This is a genomic window from Alkalihalobacterium alkalinitrilicum, assembly GCF_002019605.1.
Lineage (GTDB): Bacteria > Bacillota > Bacilli > Bacillales > Bacillaceae_F > Alkalihalobacterium > Alkalihalobacterium alkalinitrilicum.
In genome coordinates this window covers 3,119,841-3,137,572 of sequence record NZ_KV917368.1, presented here as the reverse complement: position 1 = coordinate 3,137,572, position 17,732 = coordinate 3,119,841, and the positions used below count along the sequence as shown (strand labels likewise).

Genomic DNA, 17,732 nt, shown 5'->3' with positions numbered 1-17,732 from the left:
ACAGCAACTGCTTTAGCGATTGGAAAGAGGGATTATGATGAAAACACAGATTGATTTATTTATTGCTTTTTTTCGTTCAGGTATGCTTGGCTTTGGAGGTGGACCATCGGCCATTCCCCTCGTAAAAAAAGAAGTCGTGGACACGTTTGGCTGGATGAATGAAGATGAATTTGCAGATGTGCTAGCGCTTGGCAATACATTGCCTGGTCCGATTAATACAAAAATGGCAGGTTATATCGGTTATCGGGTTGCAGGTCTGATCGGATTAATCATAGCGGTTAGCGCCTCAATTGTACCAACGATTTTCTTAATGATCCTCTTGTTAACCTCACTTTCAGTTTATAAGGATCAACCATGGGTTGCGGGTATCACACAAGGTGTCATTCCGATTGTTAGTGTTATGCTTTTCGTACTAGCGTGGGATTTTTTAAAGAATGCAAAAAAAAGCCTTGGTTGGCCTATTAGTCTTATATTACTATTTGTAAGTTTAATTGTTATTGAAATCCTTGGAGTTCATCCTGCCATTATTATTGCGTTATTATTACTTTTTGCTTTACTTAAGAAAAACAATAAACAAGTCGGTTCCTCGAATAAAAAGGAGGTACAAGGTTGATTTATTTAGAGATTTTCCTTGCGTTCTTCATTCCTGGCATCGTTGGCTATGGAGGTGGTCCTGCTTCCATTCCCCTTGTAGAATATGAAGTGGTTCATCGTTATGAATGGATGAGTGTCGAACAGTTTAGTGAAGTGCTCGCTTTAGGGAATGCTCTGCCAGGTCCTATTGCTACGAAAATGGCAGGATATATTGGTTTTGAAGTTGCAGGAGTGATTGGGAGTGTTGTTGCGGTAGTTGCTACTGTTGCTCCTTCATTAATATTAATGATCGTATTACTTGGCATTTTATATAAGTTTAAGGAATCTCCAAAGGTGAAAAGAATGACTGGACTCATTCGTCCGACTATTGCAATTTTACTAGGGGTGTTAGCATTCCGTTTTCTTCAATTATCTTTTGTAGAAACAAGTCCTTGGCATACAGTTTTTTTAATTGTGGTTGGGTACTTATTCCTTGAGAAATGGAAGGTTCACCCATCACTTGTGATCCTTGGTGGTGTTTGTTATGGAGCTATCTTTTTAAGCTAACTATATTTTTATTCATTTTATCCATCTAGAAAACAAACAAACGAATTGTACTTTCGTTCATGATAGAAAAAGTCGTTTTACCACTTAATAAGTAGTAAAACGACTTTCTTATGTTTTGTATTAATTTCGGATGAGGTAATCAAAAGCGCCTAAAGCTGCAGTCGCTCCTGATCCCATCGAGATGATAATCTGATTATAGGCACTATCAGTACAATCACCTGCGGCAAATAAACCAGGTACAGTTGTAGCCCCATGTTTATCTACAATGATTTCACCGATGCGATTACGTTCAACAACGCTTTCTAACCAATCGGTATTAGGTACAAGGCCGATTTGAACAAATACACCTTGTAATTCGACATGTTTTACTTCTTCTGTTTCACGGTCAATATAAGAAATTCCGTTAACACTGTCAGTACCCGTAATTTCTTTAGTTTGAACATTCTTTAAGACCGTTACATTTGGAAGGCTGTAAAGGCGCTTTTGTAGGACTTCATCAGCTTTTAGTTCTGGCATAAATTCAAGAACCGTTACATGATTGACAATCCCTGCAAGATCAATCGCTGCTTCAATACCAGAATTACCTCCGCCAATAACTGCAACATCTTTTCCTTCAAACAATGGACCGTCACAGTGAGGGCAATAGGCTACCCCTTTGTTTTTAAACTCTTGTTCTCCAGGAACGCCAACATTACGCCAACGAGCACCTGTTGTTACGATAACACTTTTACTCTTAAGTACAGCACCACTTTCGAGTTCAAGCTCAAAAAGATCTTTCTTTTCGATACTCTTAGCACGCTGTAAATTCATAATATCAATGCCATACTCTTTAACATGTTCTTCAAGGCTTGCTGCGAGCTTAGGTCCCTCAGTATGTTTTACACTGATAAAGTTCTCAATGCTCATCGTATCAAGAACTTGTCCACCGAAACGTTCAGCGACAATTCCTGTACGAATACCTTTACGTGCTGCATAAATCGCGGCACTTGACCCAGCTGGTCCGCCTCCAACAACAAGTACATCGAATGGTTCTTTATCTGAAAGCTCAGATGCATCTGGACCACTGCCCATTTTAGCAAGAATTTCTTCTAGGGTCATACGACCGCCACCGAAGAATTCCCCGTTTAAGTAAACAGCTGGTACCGACATGACATTTTTACTTTCTACTTCATCTTTAAATACTGCCCCATCAATCATAGTGTGAGTGATGCCAGGGTTGAGTACACTCATCATGTTAAGAGCTTGTACAACGTCAGGGCAGTTATGGCAGCTAAGGCTGACATATGTTTCAAAGTGGTATTCACCGCTAATGTTTTTCACTTGCTCAATGACGCTTTGATCAACTTTAGGCGCTCTTCCACTAACTTGGAGTAGGGCTAGCACTAATGAAGTAAATTCATGTCCTAAAGGAACACCTGCAAATGTGACGCCAGTTTCTTGGCCTACACGGTTGACGCTGAAGCTTGGTGTTCTTGTTAATTCAGTTTTTCGGACACTGATTTTATTTGACATAGAAGTTAGTTCATTGACTAACGCTTCCATCTCATTTGAAACATTACCGGAACCTAAACTAACTTTAAGCAGAATATCGCCTTCCATTAGTTGCAGGTATTGATTTAACTGTGACTTAATTTCAGCATCAAGTACCATTTATCGCACTCCTTAGATTTTACCTACTAGGTCAAGGCTTGGCTTAAGTGTTTCTCCACCTTCTTGCCATTTAGCTGGGCAAACTTCACCTGGATTGTTACGAACATATTGTGCGGCCTTAACTTTGTTAACTAGGATACTTGCATCACGACCGATACCACCAGCGTTGATTTCAACAGCTTGGATAACACCGTCTGGGTCAATGATGAACGTACCACGGTCAGCAAGACCAGACTCTTCGTCTAGAACTTCAAAGTTACGAGTGACTGTTTGTGAAGGGTCACCAATCATTGCGTAAGTAATTTTTCCAATTGTTTCTGAGCTGTCATGCCATCCTTTATGTGTGAAATGAGTATCTGTTGAAACGGAATATACTTCAACTCCAAGTTCCTTTAGCGTTGCGTATTCGTTTTGTAAATCTTCAAGCTCAGTTGGGCAAACGAATGTGAAATCTGCCGGATAAAAGCAGAAAATGCTCCATTGACCTTTAAGGCTTTCGTTCGTTACATCGATAAACTCACCGTTTTTAAAAGCTTTTGCACTGAATGGTTTTACTTCTGTTCCAATTAATGACATATTAATCTTCCTCCTATAATATCTAAAAATATTTTTTACAGAATTCATTATAGAATAATTTTACTTATCTATAATAATTCTAATTCGATAACAATTATCAACTAATAGATGCTTTTTGTCAAGTGATAAGTTTGAATGTTTATTTTCCAAGGAGAATTTTAGACCTAAAGGATTATAAATGCTTTAACCTAGGATTCATAATTGGACTTTACAATGATCGAAAAAAGGTTGCAAAGGCAGCTAGTAAATACATCACTTGAAGATCTAGCAAAGAAGTTACTATTGTATAAACAGTTCTGCCACTAAGAGAAAAGCAAATTCTACAAATTATTATCTCCCACTTTAATTAAGATAATTTCTGAACAGGCTATTTATTCTTTAAAAATTAACTTTTGGACTTTTAATTGACAATGGTTATCAATATGACTCTTTGGTATTAAGAATAGTATTTTTCAATAATTGAAGCATTATTAGTTGCAGCAAAAAGGATTCCGAGTAACCGATTTTCGATTACATGGAATCCTCTCTACTGAGTATTCTTTCAATTTGTGCTTAATTAGCCAGCTGGAACGACTTCATTCATGAACATCTTGATATCGTCTGTCGTGTTTGTGATACCGCCAATGTTGAATTTTTCGATCAACATATTTTTTACATTTTCAGATAAGAATGCTGGTAACGTTGGACCAACATGGATGTTTTTTACATCAAGGTACAATAGAGATAAGAAGACAATTACCGCTTTTTGCTCATACCATGCAATGTTATATGATAATGGTAGATCATTTACACTCTCTAAACCAAACGCTTCCTTTAACTTCAATGCAATCATAACTAATGAATAAGAATCGTTACATTGTCCTGCGTCTAGAACCCTTGGGATACCATTGATATCCCCTAAATCTAATTTGTTATAACGATATTTCGCACAGCCAGCTGTCAAAATAACGGTTTCTTTTGGTAACTCTTCTGCAAAATTTTTATAATACTCTCTGCTTTTATGTCTTCCATCACATCCTGCCATGACAAAAAATTGTTTAATATCGCCATTCTTAACAGCTTCAACAACATTGTCAGCCAGTTTTAAAACTTGATCGTGTGCAAATCCACCAATGATTTCACCATTTTCAATTTCGATTGGAGCCTCACACTTTTTCGCATGCTCGATGATCGCAGAGAAATCTTTTAATCCGTCTTCATTTTTTTCAATATGCACGACACCTTCAACACCTGTTGCTCCTGTTGTATACATACGATCCTTATATGATGCTTTCGGTGGTACAATACAGTTGGTCGTCATCAAGATTGGGCCGTTAAAACTTTCAAATTCACGTGTTTGCTCCCACCATGCATTCCCGTAGTTTCCGACAAAGTGGCTATACTTATTAAATGCTGGGTAATAGTTAGCTGGCAACATTTCACTATGCGTATAAACGTCCACTCCAGTTCCTTCTGTTTGTGCTAGTAGTTGTTCCATGTCTTTTAGGTCATGGCCACTAATTAAAATGCCTGGATTAGTACGAACCCCAATGTTTACTTTGGTAATTTCAGGATTACCGTATGTTGTTGTATTGGCTGTATCCAATAGTTCCATCGCATGGACACCATATTTACCGCATTCCATTGCGAGACCGACTAACTCATCAATTGATAGGTCGTCATTTGTTACATCAGCAAGTGCCTTTTGCATAAAAGCATAAAGATCATCTTTTTGATATCCTAAGTGATTCGCATGTTCTAAATAAGCCGCTAAACCTTTTAAACCATAAACGATAAGCTCTCTTAACGAACGAATGTCTTCATCTCTTGTTGCTAGGATACTCACTTCTTGACTAGCTGATTTGATTTCCAAATCATTATTGGTTTCAGCAAACCAAGTGACAAAGTCACTCGTATTTTCAACCTTGTGACCCGCCTTTTCAATCGCCGTTTTGGTTGTTTCACGAAGACTTAACCCTTTTCTTATATGATTAAAAAAGTCTTCTTGATTCCAGTTTGCATTTGTAATCGTCATGAAAAGAGATGTAACGATATATTTATCTGTTTCTTTTAAATTTACCCCTAACTCTCGTGCCACATTGTTTACAATTGAAGTGCCTTTGGCTGTATAGATGAGCAAGTCTTGCATATTCGCAAGATTATCTTTCTTTCCACATACTCCAACGATTGTACAACCTGTTCCTTTTGCTGTTTCCTGACATTGATAACAAAACATACTCATAGTTAGATCCTCCAGTAAAAGATATTGTATTTTCCAGTAACTTTTTTTCACTAATTAAATGGTTACTACATAACTAATAATGTTTTTCGATACTGTAAGAATAACAAGGAGTTCATTTCAATGTAGTGATATTAATCACATGTAGGAGAATAACTTTTAAAAAAATTGAAATAGTTGTGTTTTTTTTCTATGAGAAATATCCTTTAAATCCGTAACTGGAGAATGATTTAAATTAGAATAGTAGGTGTGAGAATGAGTAAGACGCTTTTTTATTGAAAAGTACTTAAGGGTAATAATAGGTAGCTGCTTGTAAATAAACAGGATAAATATCTATTCCTTTACAAAATCTTTACATTGAGACAGTTGGAAATAGAATATAAGCAAAGTATTATATAAGTACATACTTATATATTTTGAATTTCTGGAGGTGACTTCATGCAAGAAACAACGGTTGAAATAGAAAAAGCGGCCACCATTTTAAAGTTACTCGGTGATAAAACACGATTGACCATGGTAAAAATTTTGGATTCAAATGATTGTTGTGTTTGTGAGTTTGTGGAAATTTTTAAAATTAGCCAACCTGCGATTAGTCAACATGTTCGTAAGTTGAAAGACTTAGGAGTCGTTCGAGAAATGCGTAGGGGACAGTGGATTATTTATTCATTAAACAAAGATAGTAGCTATTATCTATTGGTTCAAAGCCTGCTTCAACATCTTCCTAACCAAGACTTTAAATTACAAGAATTAGAAGAGCAAGGTTTACGAATAACGTGTGAATAATAATAAAATACTTCATTAATCTAAGGAGAGTGAGAGAAATTGAGTAAAGAAAGCGAAAGTGATGTAAAGAAAGGTATTGGTTTCTTCGAGCGGTATTTAACCGTTTGGGTTGCCCTATGTATTATTGTTGGTCTTGCTATCGGGCAGTGGTTACCAGCCGTTCCCGAAACATTAAGCCGATTTGAATATGCGCAAGTTTCCATTCCAGTGGCTATTTTAATTTGGTTAATGATTTATCCAATGATGGTACAAATTGATTTCAACAGTATTGTGAATGCGGGAAAAAAGCCAAAAGGGTTAGTTGTAACGCTAGTCGTTAACTGGGTGATCAAGCCGTTTACAATGTTTTTCTTTGCATGGCTCTTTTTTAAAATTATTTTTTCCCCATTTATTTCAGGGGAGCTTGCGACTGAGTATATTGCAGGCGCTGTGTTATTAGGAGCTGCTCCTTGTACAGCGATGGTATTTGTTTGGAGTTATTTAACGAAAGGCGATGCGAGTTATACTCTTATTCAAGTATCTGTAAATGATTTAATTTTAATTTTTGCATATGGTCCGATTGTGATGTTTTTACTGCGGATTAATAACGTTGTGGTACCGTATGAAACGGTCATTTTATCCGTCGTTTTATTTATTGTGGTACCGTTAGCTGCGGGTTACATTTCTCGTGTTTTATTAATTAAAAGTAAAGGAAAAGAATGGTTTGAACAAGTGTATTTGAAGCGTGCTGGAAAGTTTACGATTGTTGGACTATTACTAACTTTAATCATTATTTTCTCTTTCCAAGGTGAAGTAATTTTAAATAATCCATTTCATATCGGTTTGATTGCTGTACCGTTAATTATTCAAACGTTTTTTATTTTTGTGATCGCCTATTTTTGGGCGAAAAGATGGCGGCTTGAACATAGCGTTGCTGCACCTGCTGCGATGATTGGAACGAGTAATTTCTTTGAACTAGCTGTTGCGGTGGCCATTGCATTATTTGGGCTCAACTCAGGGGCAACATTAGTTACCGTAGTAGGGGTTCTCGTTGAGGTTCCGTTAATGCTTTACTTAGTAAAAGTAGCAAACAAAACAAGACATTGGTTCCCAGATGCGAAATTGGCTAAGTAAAAATACGAAATAGATTACTGTTAATAAAGGATAAATATAAATTATATAAAACTATTGAAGGTGGCGTGATAGGAACTTCGTAGAAGGAAACTCGTTCCGAAACCACGTTCCTCTTTCCGAAAAAGGAGATATAAAAATGAGTAAAAAAACAATTTATTTTTTATGTACAGGAAATTCTTGCAGAAGCCAAATGGCAGAAGGGTGGGCAAAGAAATACTTAGGCGATGAGTGGAACGTTTATAGTGCTGGAATTGAAGCACATGGCTTAAACCCGAATGCTGTTAAAGCGATGAACGAAGCTGAAATTGACATTACCAATCAAACGTCAGATATTATTGACCCTAATATTTTAAATAATGCGGATTTAGTTGTTACGTTATGTGGTGATGCAGCTGACAAATGTCCGATAACACCATCTCATGTAAAAAGAGAACATTGGGGATTTGATGATCCAGCTAAGGCTGAAGGAACCGATGAAGAAAAGTGGGCGTTTTTCCAGCGTGTTCGTGATGAAATTGGTGACAGAATTAAACACTTTAGTGAAACAGGTAAATGATCGATATCAGTGTGGGTTTTTCTCTTTCCCCACTGATGGTTAGATGAGATCAACGATGTGGCGCATTTAATCTGTGTTCATTTAGTTGTTACTGGCATTATCCCCACTTATCCTTCTTTGATCCTTCGAAGTCTTGAAGTGGGGGTATTACTGCTAGTCGATACGGGATAAAATTTTAAAGATGGGGGCTTGAAGATGAAAAAAGTTGAAATTTTTGATCCTGCAATGTGTTGTTCTACGGGTGTATGTGGTCCTAGCGTGGATCCTGAATTAACACGAGTAGCATCAGCTGTCTATTCATTAGAGAAAAAAGGGTTTAAGATCAGACGCTACCAATTAACCAATGATCCAGACCTATTTGCAGAAAATGAAGAAGTCAACCGTGTCTTACATGAAAAAGGTCCAGATGCTTTACCGGCTATTTTAGTAAACGATCAGCTTGTAAAAGTAGGAAGCTACCCAACAAATGGAGAACTTGCAGAATGGTTCGAGGTAAAACCTGAGGACTTAATGGAAAAACCAAAAGTGCGTCTTTCAATTGATTTAAATACTTTGAAATAAGAAAGAAGGGAAATTCATGTTTCAACCTTTCAATCCCTTAAAGGTCATAAATACACCATTTCTTTTTTTGACTGGAAAAGGTGGCGTTGGAAAAACCTCAACAGCTTGTGCGACAGCTGTTGCATTAGCGGATAATGGCATGAAAGTGTTATTAATTAGCACAGACCCAGCTTCTAATTTACAAGATGTTTTTAATATAGAATTAACGAATTCACCAAAACCCGTTCCGAATGTTGAGAATTTATTTGCCAGTAACTTAGATCCTGAGAGCTCTGCCGCGACTTATCGTGAAAAAATCGTAGGTCCATATCGGGGGAAACTTCCTGATTCTGTAGTCGCTACTATGGAAGAGCAATTATCAGGAGCTTGCTCCGTAGAAATTGCCGCTTTTGATGAATTTAGCAGTTTGCTTACGAATGCTGATATTGTATCTCAATTTGATCACATTATTTTTGATACAGCACCAACAGGGCATACGTTACGTTTATTACAGCTTCCAACCGCTTGGAATGGATTTTTAGAAGAAAGCACACACGGAGCTTCATGCTTAGGACCTTTATCGGGGTTAGCGGATAAAAAGAATCTTTATTCGCAAACAGTAGAAGTTCTTTCAGATCCTAGCCAAACGACATTAACCCTTATAACTAGACCTGACGTTTCATCCCTTTTAGAAGCGGATCGAGCATCAGAAGAACTGAAAGAGATCGATATTAACAATCAAATCCTAATCGTTAATGGACTCCTTCAACATTATAAAGAGGATGATGAAGTGTCTTCTGCGTTTTACCGTCGACAAAGAGATGCCTTAAAACAAATACCGATTCATTTAAAACAGACGGTCAGTTATTCTTTGCCATTTGTTTCATACTCCTTAACTGGAGTGGAAAATCTACGCTATCTTTTCCAACCAAACGAGATACCAGCACCAGAGTTCATAAGTGATCATGAAATTAACAAGCTTCCAAGATTAAATGACGTTATTGATGATTTTTCATCTACGAACAAGAAGCTGATCTTTACAATGGGGAAAGGTGGCGTAGGGAAAACAACGGTTGCATCGGCGATTGCAGTTGGATTAGTAGAAAAAGGACATCGCGTGCATTTGACGACGACAGATCCAGCTGCTCACTTAGATTACCAATTCCAAAATGATCAGCTCAATCAAAACTTAACGATAAGTCGCATTAACCCAAAAGAAGAAGTAGAAAAATATAAGGCGGATGTTTTAGCAAACGCTGGAAAAGAGTTAGATCAAGATGGTTTGGCATATTTAGAGGAAGATTTAAATTCACCTTGTACAGAGGAGATTGCAGTATTCCGAGCGTTTGCTGAAGTGGTAGCCAAATCAGAAAACGAAGTGGTGGTCATTGATACAGCTCCTACAGGACATACGTTGTTATTATTAGATGCGGCTCAGTCGTATAGTCAAGAAATTGCTAGAGCTACAGGAGAAGTCCCTGAAAGTGTAAAAAAACTACTTCCGCAAATCCGAAATGCTAAAGAAACAGCGGTAGTAATTGTGACTTTGGCCGAAGCTACACCTGTATTGGAAGCCTCTCGATTACAAGATGATCTAAGACGAGCAGACATTCAACCGACCTGGTGGGTGATTAATCAAAGTTTATATGCAACGCATACGACAGATCCTGTGCTGAGTGGGAAAGCCGCTTCAGAAAAGCATTGGATTTATGAGGCGAATGACAGACTGTCTGAGAAATGCGCGATTATTCCTTGGCTTCAGGAAGAAAAGCTAGGGTATGAAAAGCTAAAAGAGCTCAGTTATTAAATCGAAAATTGTGTAGGAGGAGAAATCAATGAAAATCACCGATAAAGCGAAAGAATTGTTACAAAATGTGTTAAATCAAAATGGGGCAGAAGGCATTCGATTATACGCAGTTGCTGGGTGTTGTGGACCACAATTCGCAATTTCTTTGGATACACCACAAGAATCGGATCATGTAAAAACGATTAATAACATTAAAGTTGCAATGGATCCAGCGATTACTGCATCAGAAGAATTAACAATAGATGTAGAAGAACCTCAAGAGGGCGCTGGATTAGTGTTATTAGGTGCTAGTAGTTGTTGTTAATATAGTAAGGGTTTCAAATGAAGTATCAAAGGATCAGAGCTTTTCTGGTCCTTTATTTTGTTTAAAAAAATAGGCGGTTAACCAACATAGTCATTACTCAAAATCAAGGTACCCCTTATTAGTGAATGAATAAAATAGAAAAGGGTATTAAAATCAATGGGTAAGGTAAGGAGAATGTATCATGAAATATAACAACTGGATCAACCCGAATGTATACTGGCATAACAATAATTGGGGTGGTCATAATCTTTTATGGTATCGCAGAATATCAATAGAAGAGGCAATTCAGATTGCATTGCAACATGTACCAGGTCTAGTTGTTGAGGTGGAGTTAGACATGGAAAATGGATTTTTGGTTTATGAGGTTGAAATCTTAACACCATTAGGAATCAAGTATGAAGTAGATGTTGATGTAATGACAGGCAGAATAATAGAGATAGAAATAGATTAATTTCCTATTTACTATATACAAAGCTTAAATTAAATCTTGAATGGTGGAATTTCTAGTAACCAAGTGTCGTGAGATCTGTTTTAATAATAGAAATGCTTACCTGTTTAGGTGACCATTTATATAGTTTTTAACGGACAAGGAAGCAGTAATTTTTATGAAAAAGTTACTTTATGTTATGGGATGCATAATAACACATTGGTGGGGGTTAACCTATTTAATAGGTTATACCAATTATTACAAAAAATCTGTAGAATACTCTAATACCGTTATATAGGAGGAAGTTAAGTGAAAATTAAAAGCTTAGAGTGTTTTATTGTACCCCCACGCTGGTGCTTTTTAAAGGTTGGTATGTCAACACTAAATCAAACAATTTTTTTAGGGGCTAAGTTTCGATAACTTGCTGGACTTTGATACCCCAGGGCACTGTGCGAACGGATGTTATTGTACCAATTGATATAATCAAACAGTTCAAGTTCTAGGTGGTTAAGGGAATGGAACTGCTCCCCATGAATTAGTTCTGTTTTTAGAATCTTAAATGTCGCTTCTGCCACTGCATTATCATAAGGGTTTCCTTTATCGCTCAATGAACGTTCAATCTCATTTTCACTTAATAATTCATCAATAGCTACGTTTTTAAACTCAGATCCGCGATCTGTATGAAAGAGTTTTACATTCTCTAATGGCCGATTAACCGTTGCGAAGGCGCGTTGAACTAAAGCTGCGTCTTTGCGTTTTCCAACGCTATAACCAACTATTTCTCTATTATATAAATCAATTAAAAAACAGACGTAGCTCCAATAATGTCCTACTTTGACGTACGTTAAATCACTAACCAGTACGGACATTTCTTCATTCACTTGGAATTCCTGATCTAATATGTTTCGAACGGATTCTTCATTTGGCTGAGAGCTCATTGGTTTGTAGGAAGGTTGTGCATACTTCGATTGGATTCCGAGCTCTTTCATCAACCTTCCTATGCGACGTCTGGAAACCTTGTGACCCGCTTTTAAAAGCTCTCGTTTTATTTTACGAGTTCCATATACTTTACGGTTTTCATTAAAGATTTTTAGTATTTTTTCTTTTAATTCTTGTTCTTCTGTAGCCTTTTCCTTTTCTTTTTGAGCAGCTACTTCTGTTTCATAATAAAAGGTGCTTCGAGCTATTTGTAGGACTTTGCACATTGCTGATACCGAATAGAAGTGCCGATTTTTCTCAATGACTTCTATTTTCGCCCCATGATCAGCGCGGCTTGCTTTAAAATATCGACTTCCATTTCTAGCTGTTTATTTCTTTTTCTTAACTCAATCAATTCTTGTTCCTCTGGACTTCGATTGTCTTTCTCTTTGAAGGAACCAGACTGTTGAAACTGAGTAATCCACCTGTCTAAAGCAGACGGAGTTAACATATTCACGGACAATATCTTGACGACTTTTTCCACCTTCATATAAAGCAACCACTTGCTTCTTGAATTCTGTGGTAAACGTTCTTCTTTTTTGGGACATAGTAGATTCGCTCCTCACTCTTTCTGTATTATTCTACTAGCCCTTATTTTTATTGTCCAACTAAGTGTAGCCTATCCAGGTTGAAACGGATGATGGAATAGTTGGATGGGGCGAACCCGTTATAGAGGGAAAAGCAGCAACGGTTAAAGCAGCAGTGGAAGAAATGGGTGGGTTATTAATTGGTAAAGACCCCCTAAGAATTGAAGATATATGGAATATGTTGTATCGTGGGGGATTTTACCGTGGGGGGCCCATTCTTATGAGTGCTATCGCCGGCATTGATCAAGCACTTTGGGATATTAAGGGGAAATTTTATAATGCTCCTATATATGAATTAATGGGTGGTGCTTGTCGAGATTCGATAAGGGTGTACTCATGGATAGGTGGGGATCGTCCAAGCGATGTAGGAAAGGCAGCTAAAGAGATTGTTGAGGCGGGTTTTACAGCAGTGAAAATGAATGGAACCGAGGAGTTACAATATATTGACTCGTATGAGAAGATTGACCAAGCTATTACGAGAATTGCTGCAGTACGTGAGGCAGTTGGTGAATATGTGGGGATAGGGATCGACTTCCATGGCCGTGTACATAAACCGATGGCTAAAATACTTGCCAAGGAATTAGAGCCTTATCGCCCCATGTTTATTGAAGAACCAGTGTTACCTGAAAATAATGAAGCGTTAAAAGAAATTGCCCGACATACCAATATTCCTATTGCTACTGGAGAGCGAATGTATTCAAGATGGGACTTTAAAGACCTTTTATCAGATGGGTATATTGATATCATTCAACCAGATTTGTCTCATGCTGGAGGGATAACAGAATGAAAAAAAATTGCTTCTATGGCTGAAGCTTATGATGTGGCTCTCGCTACTCATTGTCCATTAGGACCGATTGCCCTCGCCGCTTGTTTACAAATTGATGCAACATGCCATAATGCTTATATTCAAGAACAGAGCCTTGGAATTCACTATAATCAAGAGAGTGATCTATTAGATTATCTTTCCGATGTATCTGTATTTGAATATAAAGATGGGCATGTTAACATTCCAGATGGTCCTGGTTTAGGAATTGAAGTCAATGAGGAAAAAGTGCGTGAAATGGCAAAAGTAAGCCATAGTTGGAAGAATCCAATTTGGCGTCACAAAGATGGTTCTATAGCTGAATGGTAATTTTTTGTCTTTAAACTAAACGAACATCCCCCTTCCATTTGGTCTAATAAAAGGGGGATGTGTCAGTTATAAACTTGGAATTTAATAAACCTTATCTCCATTGAAGATAGAATTTTTAACAACAACATAATCAACATGACGAATGGCGTCTAATTTGTTTCCACCTGCATAAGAAATAGAGGATTGAAGATCTTCCTCCATTTCTTTCAGTGTATCCTTTAAGGATCCTTTATGTTCTACGTACATCTTTTTACCTTCGACATTTTTCTTTTCACCTTTTTGAAATTCTGATGCCGAACCAAAGTATTCTTTGCAAAGCTTTCCATCTTTTTCAATGGTTTCGCCTGGAGATTCCTCATGACCAGCAAATAATGAGCCAATCATAACCATAGATGCTCCAAACCTTATGGATTTGGCTATATCACCATGTGTTCGAATACCGCCATCTGCAATGACTGGCTTACTGGCTGCTTTTGCGCACCAACGTAGTGCAGCTAATTGCCAACCGCCCGTTCCGAAGCCTGTTTTGATCTTAGTAATACATACTTTTCCTGGTCCGATGCCTACTTTTGTTGCATCCGCACCAGCATGTTCTAATTCTCGTACTGCTTCAGGTGTTCCTACATTTCCAGCAATAACAAAACTTTGAGGTAAGAGTTTCTTAATGTGCTGAATCATTTCTATTACGGCATTAGAGTGTCCGTGGGCAATATCAATCGTTATGTATTCTGGTGAAAGCTGTTCATCTACTAATTGTTGTATAAATCCATATTCTTCTTCTTTGACTCCAACGCTAATTGATGCGAATAAACCGCGTGATTTCATATCTTTAATAAAAGACAATCGCTTCTCGGGTTGAAAGCGATGCATAATATAAAAATACCCATTCTCAGCTAAAAAAGTAGCTATTTCCTCATCTATAATGGTCTGCATATTTGCAGGAACAACAGGTAATTTAAAGGTTTGGTCACCAAATGTTATAGATGTATCACATTCAGAACGGCTATTCACCACACTTTTTGCTGGTACTAATTGAATATCTTCGTAATCAAAAACATTGTCCATGTTGTACACCCCTAAGTTATAATCTGCAATTATATATTATATATGAAGTCGGTGTTATTTTGCTAATAATTAGCTTGTATATATAATTCTCATTAACATAGGTTGACCAGTTAAGTTTGGCACTATTCACCTTTGCAATGCTAAACGTGAGTTGAATACCAAGAGGGTATTACTTTCTATATAAGCGGCCGTAACAACCCGATTGGTTCATGTTAGTAGGGGATGAAGAAAACACCACTGATTGAGTTTCACTTTATTGGATGACACGAAATTCTCAATCTTTTGTAACAGAATCGTTTCATTTGTGATATACTTCACAAACATTTGAGGTATACACTATATTTATAGTTCTTATATTGAAAAAGCAAGGGGTTAGAGGAGGGAGAAAATGGAGTCAGTTGAATTTAGTCGCTATTTAACGATGTTGACACTTTCAGTCCACGTTGTTTTTGCAACAGTTGGTGTTGGTATTCCGCTCATGATTATGCTTGCTCATTGGATTGGTTTAAAAAGAAACGATGAGCATTATCTGTTATTGGCAAAGCGTTGGGCACGAGGTTATGTGATCAGTGTAGCGGTCGGAGTAGTAACAGGTACAGCAATTGCTTTACAGCTAGCTCTTCTATGGCCACGCTTTATGGAGTTTGCTGGTCAGCTCGTTGCATTACCGTTGTTTATGGAAACCTTCGCCTTTTTCTTTGAAGCTATCTTTCTTGGCATTTATTTATATACATGGGATCGTTTTAAAAATCCGAAACTTCATTTTTATTTACTGGCACCCGTCGTATTAGGAGCGGCCATGTCAGCTTTATTTATTACGTCTGTGAATGGATTTATGAATACACCACAAGGTTTCACGTTAGTGAACGGTGCATTAACAAATATTCAGCCATTGCAAGCGATGTTTAATCCTGCGATGCCTACAAAAGTAGCGCACGTATTAACATCGGCCTACATGACATCGGCGTTCGTATTAGCGTCCATTGCAGCATTTCATATGTGGCGAGGCAATCGTCATGAATACCATCGTAAAGCACTTGCATTAACGATGAAAGTTGGCTTTATTTTTTGTGTGGCCACAGCGCTTGTAGGCGATTTATCTGGTAAGTTTCTAGCAGAATATCAACCTGAAAAGCTAGCAGCGGCAGAGTGGCATTTTGAAACAGAAGGAGAAGCTCCTCTTGTTCTTTTCGGGGTCTTAACAGAAGAGAATGAAGTCAAGTATGGTATTGAAATTCCGTATGCATTGAGTATTCTCGTTCATAGTCATCCAAGCGGTGTTGTTACGGGATTAAATGATATTCCTGAAGAGCTACATCCACCATATATTGTGCATTATATGTTTGACATTATGGTCACTATTGGTGTTTGGTTAACGGTTCTTTCGATGGTATATTGGCTGGCGATGTCACGGAATTGGTCTTTTATTAAAACTCGAGTGTTTCGTTTTCTTCTTGTCATGGCAGGTCCTTTGTCGATGCTAGCCATCCAAGCGGGGTGGTGGTTTACAGAGGTAGGACGACAGCCATGGATCATGAATGGGTTCATGAAAACAGCAGAAGGTGCAACAGATTCACCGCACGTTTGGCTGATGTTTATTGCCTTTGCAATTCTGTATTTTATCTTGATGGTTGGTACAGCGGTTGTATTAATTCGTTTATTTAAAAAGAACCCGGTTGAACGTGAGTTAGAGAAACAGTCTGAAAAGCAAAGGAGTGTTGCAAGATGACGATCGAAATTATAGGAATATCAGTATTATGGTTGTTCCTATTTGGCTACGTCATTGTAGCCTCCATTGATTTTGGTGCTGGTTTTTTCAATGCGTCAGCGATAGTTACTGGTAAGCATCATATTGTGAATACGGTGATCCAACGTTATCTGTCTCCTGTATGGGAGATCACAAATGTATTTCTTGTGTTCTTTTTTATCGGTATGATCGGCTTTTTTCCGCAGACGGCATACTATTTTGGAACGGTACTATTAATTCCGATTAGTATCTCGATTATTCTGTTGGCGTTACGTGGCAGTTATTATGCTTTTGGTACGTATGGTACAAAAGGGCATAAGGGCTACACATTGATGTATGGAGTGACAGGTGTACTAATTCCAGCTTCATTGTCAACAGCGTTAATTGTATCCCAAGGTGGGTTTATTCGCGAAACGTCTTGGGGAGGCATCGAGTTAGATTATAACGCCTTGTTAACGAGTCCGTTTGCTTGGTCGATTGTTCTCTTAAGTTTAGTAAGTGTTTTATTCATTTCAGCAAGTTTTTTAGCTTACTATTCTTCAGTAGCTGAAGACGAGGGAGCCTTGCGATTATTTAGAAAATATACGTGGATTTGGAGTTTTCCAACGATTATAACCGCATTAGGAATTATTATCGAAATGAGATGGCATAATCCTGCTCATTTTGAAGGATTATTATCACTTTGGTGGGTATTTACGATTTCATTTATCTGTTTTCTCGTCAGTTTATGGCTATTAAAAACAAAGCAATACGGTTGGTCATTTATCTTTGTCGTCTTGCAGTTTGCTTGTGCTTTCTACGGTTATGGCGTCTCAAGATATCCGTACTTATTGTATCCACATTTAACGATTTACGATAGTTTTACAAATGAAACGATGGCTTATGCGTTAATCACGGTGTTTATTTTAGGATTATTACTGCTTATTCCGTCGCTGTATTTAGTATTTAAACTGTTTGTTATGAATAAGCCTTATATTCAAAAAGGTAAAGCTTAAGGAGGAATATTGATGCACAACTTCTTGCTGTTTTATGCACCACTCCTTGTTGTTCTAATAGCAATAATTCTTTCCTTATTTGTTGCTTCTAAAAGCACAAAGTATGAGGATTAA

16 protein-coding genes and 2 pseudogenes are annotated in these 17,732 nt (G+C 37.6%); 13 read left to right on the top strand and 5 right to left on the bottom strand.

The genetic code is table 11. The annotated features are described in order from the left end of the window. Positions 1 to 37 precede the first annotated feature (37 nt). A complete protein-coding gene (locus tag BK574_RS15115) occupies positions 38 to 613 on the top strand; it encodes a chromate transporter (protein WP_078429182.1) in 576 nt (191 codons plus the stop codon). Beyond that, a complete protein-coding gene (locus BK574_RS15110) occupies positions 610 to 1,140 on the top strand; it encodes a chromate transporter (RefSeq protein ID WP_075388057.1) in 531 nt (176 codons plus the stop codon). The genes BK574_RS15115 and BK574_RS15110 overlap by 4 nt, the downstream gene beginning before the upstream one ends. A gap of 120 nt (positions 1,141 to 1,260) precedes the next feature. On the opposite strand, the gene ahpF is transcribed toward BK574_RS15110, so the two are convergent. The 3 genes from ahpF to hcp all read right to left on the bottom strand — a co-directional run bounded on the left by ahpF (position 1,261) and on the right by hcp (position 5,581). Beyond that, positions 1,261 to 2,790: an alkyl hydroperoxide reductase subunit F gene (gene ahpF / locus BK574_RS15105; protein WP_078429181.1), complete on the bottom strand. Its 1,530-nt coding sequence runs from the start codon at positions 2,788 to 2,790 to the stop codon at positions 1,261 to 1,263. A 12-nt stretch (positions 2,791 to 2,802) separates the two neighbouring features. Then, the gene (gene ahpC, locus BK574_RS15100) at positions 2,803 to 3,366 is read right to left on the bottom strand and encodes an alkyl hydroperoxide reductase subunit C (RefSeq protein WP_078429180.1); all 564 of its coding nucleotides are present in this window, start codon (positions 3,364 to 3,366) and stop codon (positions 2,803 to 2,805) included. A gap of 556 nt (positions 3,367 to 3,922) precedes the next feature. After that, positions 3,923 to 5,581 carry a hydroxylamine reductase gene (gene hcp, locus BK574_RS15095; RefSeq protein ID WP_218970640.1) on the bottom strand — a complete coding sequence of 553 codons (1,659 nt, stop codon included), beginning with the start codon at positions 5,579 to 5,581 and terminating at the stop codon, positions 3,923 to 3,925. A gap of 441 nt (positions 5,582 to 6,022) precedes the next feature. Between hcp and BK574_RS15090 the strand changes: the two genes are divergently transcribed. From BK574_RS15090 to BK574_RS15060, 7 genes are all read left to right on the top strand, one after another. Continuing rightward, positions 6,023 to 6,367, top strand: coding sequence for an ArsR/SmtB family transcription factor (locus BK574_RS15090; protein ID WP_078429178.1), 345 nt, complete (start codon positions 6,023 to 6,025; stop codon positions 6,365 to 6,367). A 39-nt stretch (positions 6,368 to 6,406) separates the two neighbouring features. Beyond that, complete coding sequence (arsB, locus tag BK574_RS15085; protein ID WP_078429177.1) at positions 6,407 to 7,480, top strand: ACR3 family arsenite efflux transporter; 1,074 nt, start codon at positions 6,407 to 6,409, stop codon at positions 7,478 to 7,480. 136 nt (positions 7,481 to 7,616) lie between these two features. Further along, positions 7,617 to 8,036, top strand: coding sequence for an arsenate reductase (thioredoxin) (gene arsC / locus BK574_RS15080; protein WP_078429176.1), 420 nt, complete (start codon positions 7,617 to 7,619; stop codon positions 8,034 to 8,036). Between the two features lie 195 nt (positions 8,037 to 8,231). After that, a complete protein-coding gene (gene arsD, locus BK574_RS15075; RefSeq protein ID WP_078429175.1) occupies positions 8,232 to 8,597 on the top strand; it encodes an arsenite efflux transporter metallochaperone ArsD in 366 nt (121 codons plus the stop codon). Positions 8,598 to 8,613: 16 nt separating this feature from the next. Then, positions 8,614 to 10,383: an arsenical pump-driving ATPase gene (gene arsA / locus BK574_RS15070; protein WP_078429174.1), complete on the top strand. Its 1,770-nt coding sequence runs from the start codon at positions 8,614 to 8,616 to the stop codon at positions 10,381 to 10,383. Between the two features lie 28 nt (positions 10,384 to 10,411). Beyond that, the gene (locus BK574_RS15065) at positions 10,412 to 10,687 is read left to right on the top strand and encodes an adhesin (RefSeq protein ID WP_078429173.1); all 276 of its coding nucleotides are present in this window, start codon (positions 10,412 to 10,414) and stop codon (positions 10,685 to 10,687) included. 181 nt (positions 10,688 to 10,868) lie between these two features. After that, positions 10,869 to 11,138: a PepSY domain-containing protein gene (locus BK574_RS15060; protein ID WP_078429172.1), complete on the top strand. Its 270-nt coding sequence runs from the start codon at positions 10,869 to 10,871 to the stop codon at positions 11,136 to 11,138. A 362-nt stretch (positions 11,139 to 11,500) separates the two neighbouring features. Here BK574_RS15060 and BK574_RS15055 read toward each other — a convergent pair. Continuing rightward, positions 11,501 to 12,640 (bottom strand): annotated as a pseudogene (locus BK574_RS15055) (IS3 family transposase). 73 nt (positions 12,641 to 12,713) lie between these two features. Between BK574_RS15055 and dgoD the strand changes: the two are divergent. Beyond that, positions 12,714 to 13,811, top strand: a pseudogene (gene dgoD / locus BK574_RS15050) (galactonate dehydratase). An 81-nt stretch (positions 13,812 to 13,892) separates the two neighbouring features. Here the strand turns inward: dgoD and guaC are convergent. Then, positions 13,893 to 14,876, bottom strand: a complete 984-nt coding sequence (guaC, locus tag BK574_RS15045) for a GMP reductase (protein WP_078429171.1) — start codon at positions 14,874 to 14,876, stop codon at positions 13,893 to 13,895. A 388-nt stretch (positions 14,877 to 15,264) separates the two neighbouring features. Here guaC and BK574_RS15040 point away from each other — a divergent pair, with 388 nt between their 5' ends. The 3 genes from BK574_RS15040 to cydS are packed head-to-tail and all read left to right on the top strand — an operon-like array spanning position 15,265 to position 17,732. Then, positions 15,265 to 16,605 carry a cytochrome ubiquinol oxidase subunit I gene (locus BK574_RS15040; protein WP_078429170.1) on the top strand — a complete coding sequence of 447 codons (1,341 nt, stop codon included), beginning with the start codon at positions 15,265 to 15,267 and terminating at the stop codon, positions 16,603 to 16,605. Continuing rightward, the gene (locus BK574_RS15035; RefSeq protein WP_078429169.1) at positions 16,602 to 17,618 is read left to right on the top strand and encodes a cytochrome d ubiquinol oxidase subunit II; all 1,017 of its coding nucleotides are present in this window, start codon (positions 16,602 to 16,604) and stop codon (positions 17,616 to 17,618) included. Before BK574_RS15040 ends, BK574_RS15035 begins: the two co-directional genes overlap by 4 nt. Before the next feature lie 12 nt (positions 17,619 to 17,630). Next, the gene (cydS, locus tag BK574_RS29235) at positions 17,631 to 17,732 is read left to right on the top strand and encodes a cytochrome bd oxidase small subunit CydS family protein (protein ID WP_420796948.1); all 102 of its coding nucleotides are present in this window, start codon (positions 17,631 to 17,633) and stop codon (positions 17,730 to 17,732) included.

Bases quoted from the DNA above. Each gene is read 5' to 3' on its own strand.
- guaC (WP_078429171.1), bottom strand. From the start codon at position 14,876: ATGGACAATGTTTTTGATTACGAAGATATTCAATTAGTACCAGCAAAA.
- hcp (WP_218970640.1), bottom strand. From the start codon at position 5,581: ATGTTTTGTTATCAATGTCAGGAAACAGCAAAAGGAACAGGTTGTACA.
- arsC (WP_078429176.1), top strand. From the start codon at position 7,617: ATGAGTAAAAAAACAATTTATTTTTTATGTACAGGAAATTCTTGCAGA.
- arsA (WP_078429174.1), top strand. From the start codon at position 8,614: ATGTTTCAACCTTTCAATCCCTTAAAGGTCATAAATACACCATTTCTT.
- BK574_RS15060 (WP_078429172.1), top strand. From the start codon at position 10,869: ATGAAATATAACAACTGGATCAACCCGAATGTATACTGGCATAACAAT.
- BK574_RS15040 (WP_078429170.1), top strand. From the start codon at position 15,265: ATGGAGTCAGTTGAATTTAGTCGCTATTTAACGATGTTGACACTTTCA.
- ahpF (WP_078429181.1), bottom strand. From the start codon at position 2,790: ATGGTACTTGATGCTGAAATTAAGTCACAGTTAAATCAATACCTGCAA.
- BK574_RS15065 (WP_078429173.1), top strand. From the start codon at position 10,412: ATGAAAATCACCGATAAAGCGAAAGAATTGTTACAAAATGTGTTAAAT.
- BK574_RS15035 (WP_078429169.1), top strand. From the start codon at position 16,602: ATGACGATCGAAATTATAGGAATATCAGTATTATGGTTGTTCCTATTT.
- arsD (WP_078429175.1), top strand. From the start codon at position 8,232: ATGAAAAAAGTTGAAATTTTTGATCCTGCAATGTGTTGTTCTACGGGT.
- ahpC (WP_078429180.1), bottom strand. From the start codon at position 3,366: ATGTCATTAATTGGAACAGAAGTAAAACCATTCAGTGCAAAAGCTTTT.
- cydS (WP_420796948.1), top strand. From the start codon at position 17,631: ATGCACAACTTCTTGCTGTTTTATGCACCACTCCTTGTTGTTCTAATA.
- BK574_RS15090 (WP_078429178.1), top strand. From the start codon at position 6,023: ATGCAAGAAACAACGGTTGAAATAGAAAAAGCGGCCACCATTTTAAAG.
- BK574_RS15115 (WP_078429182.1), top strand. From the start codon at position 38: ATGAAAACACAGATTGATTTATTTATTGCTTTTTTTCGTTCAGGTATG.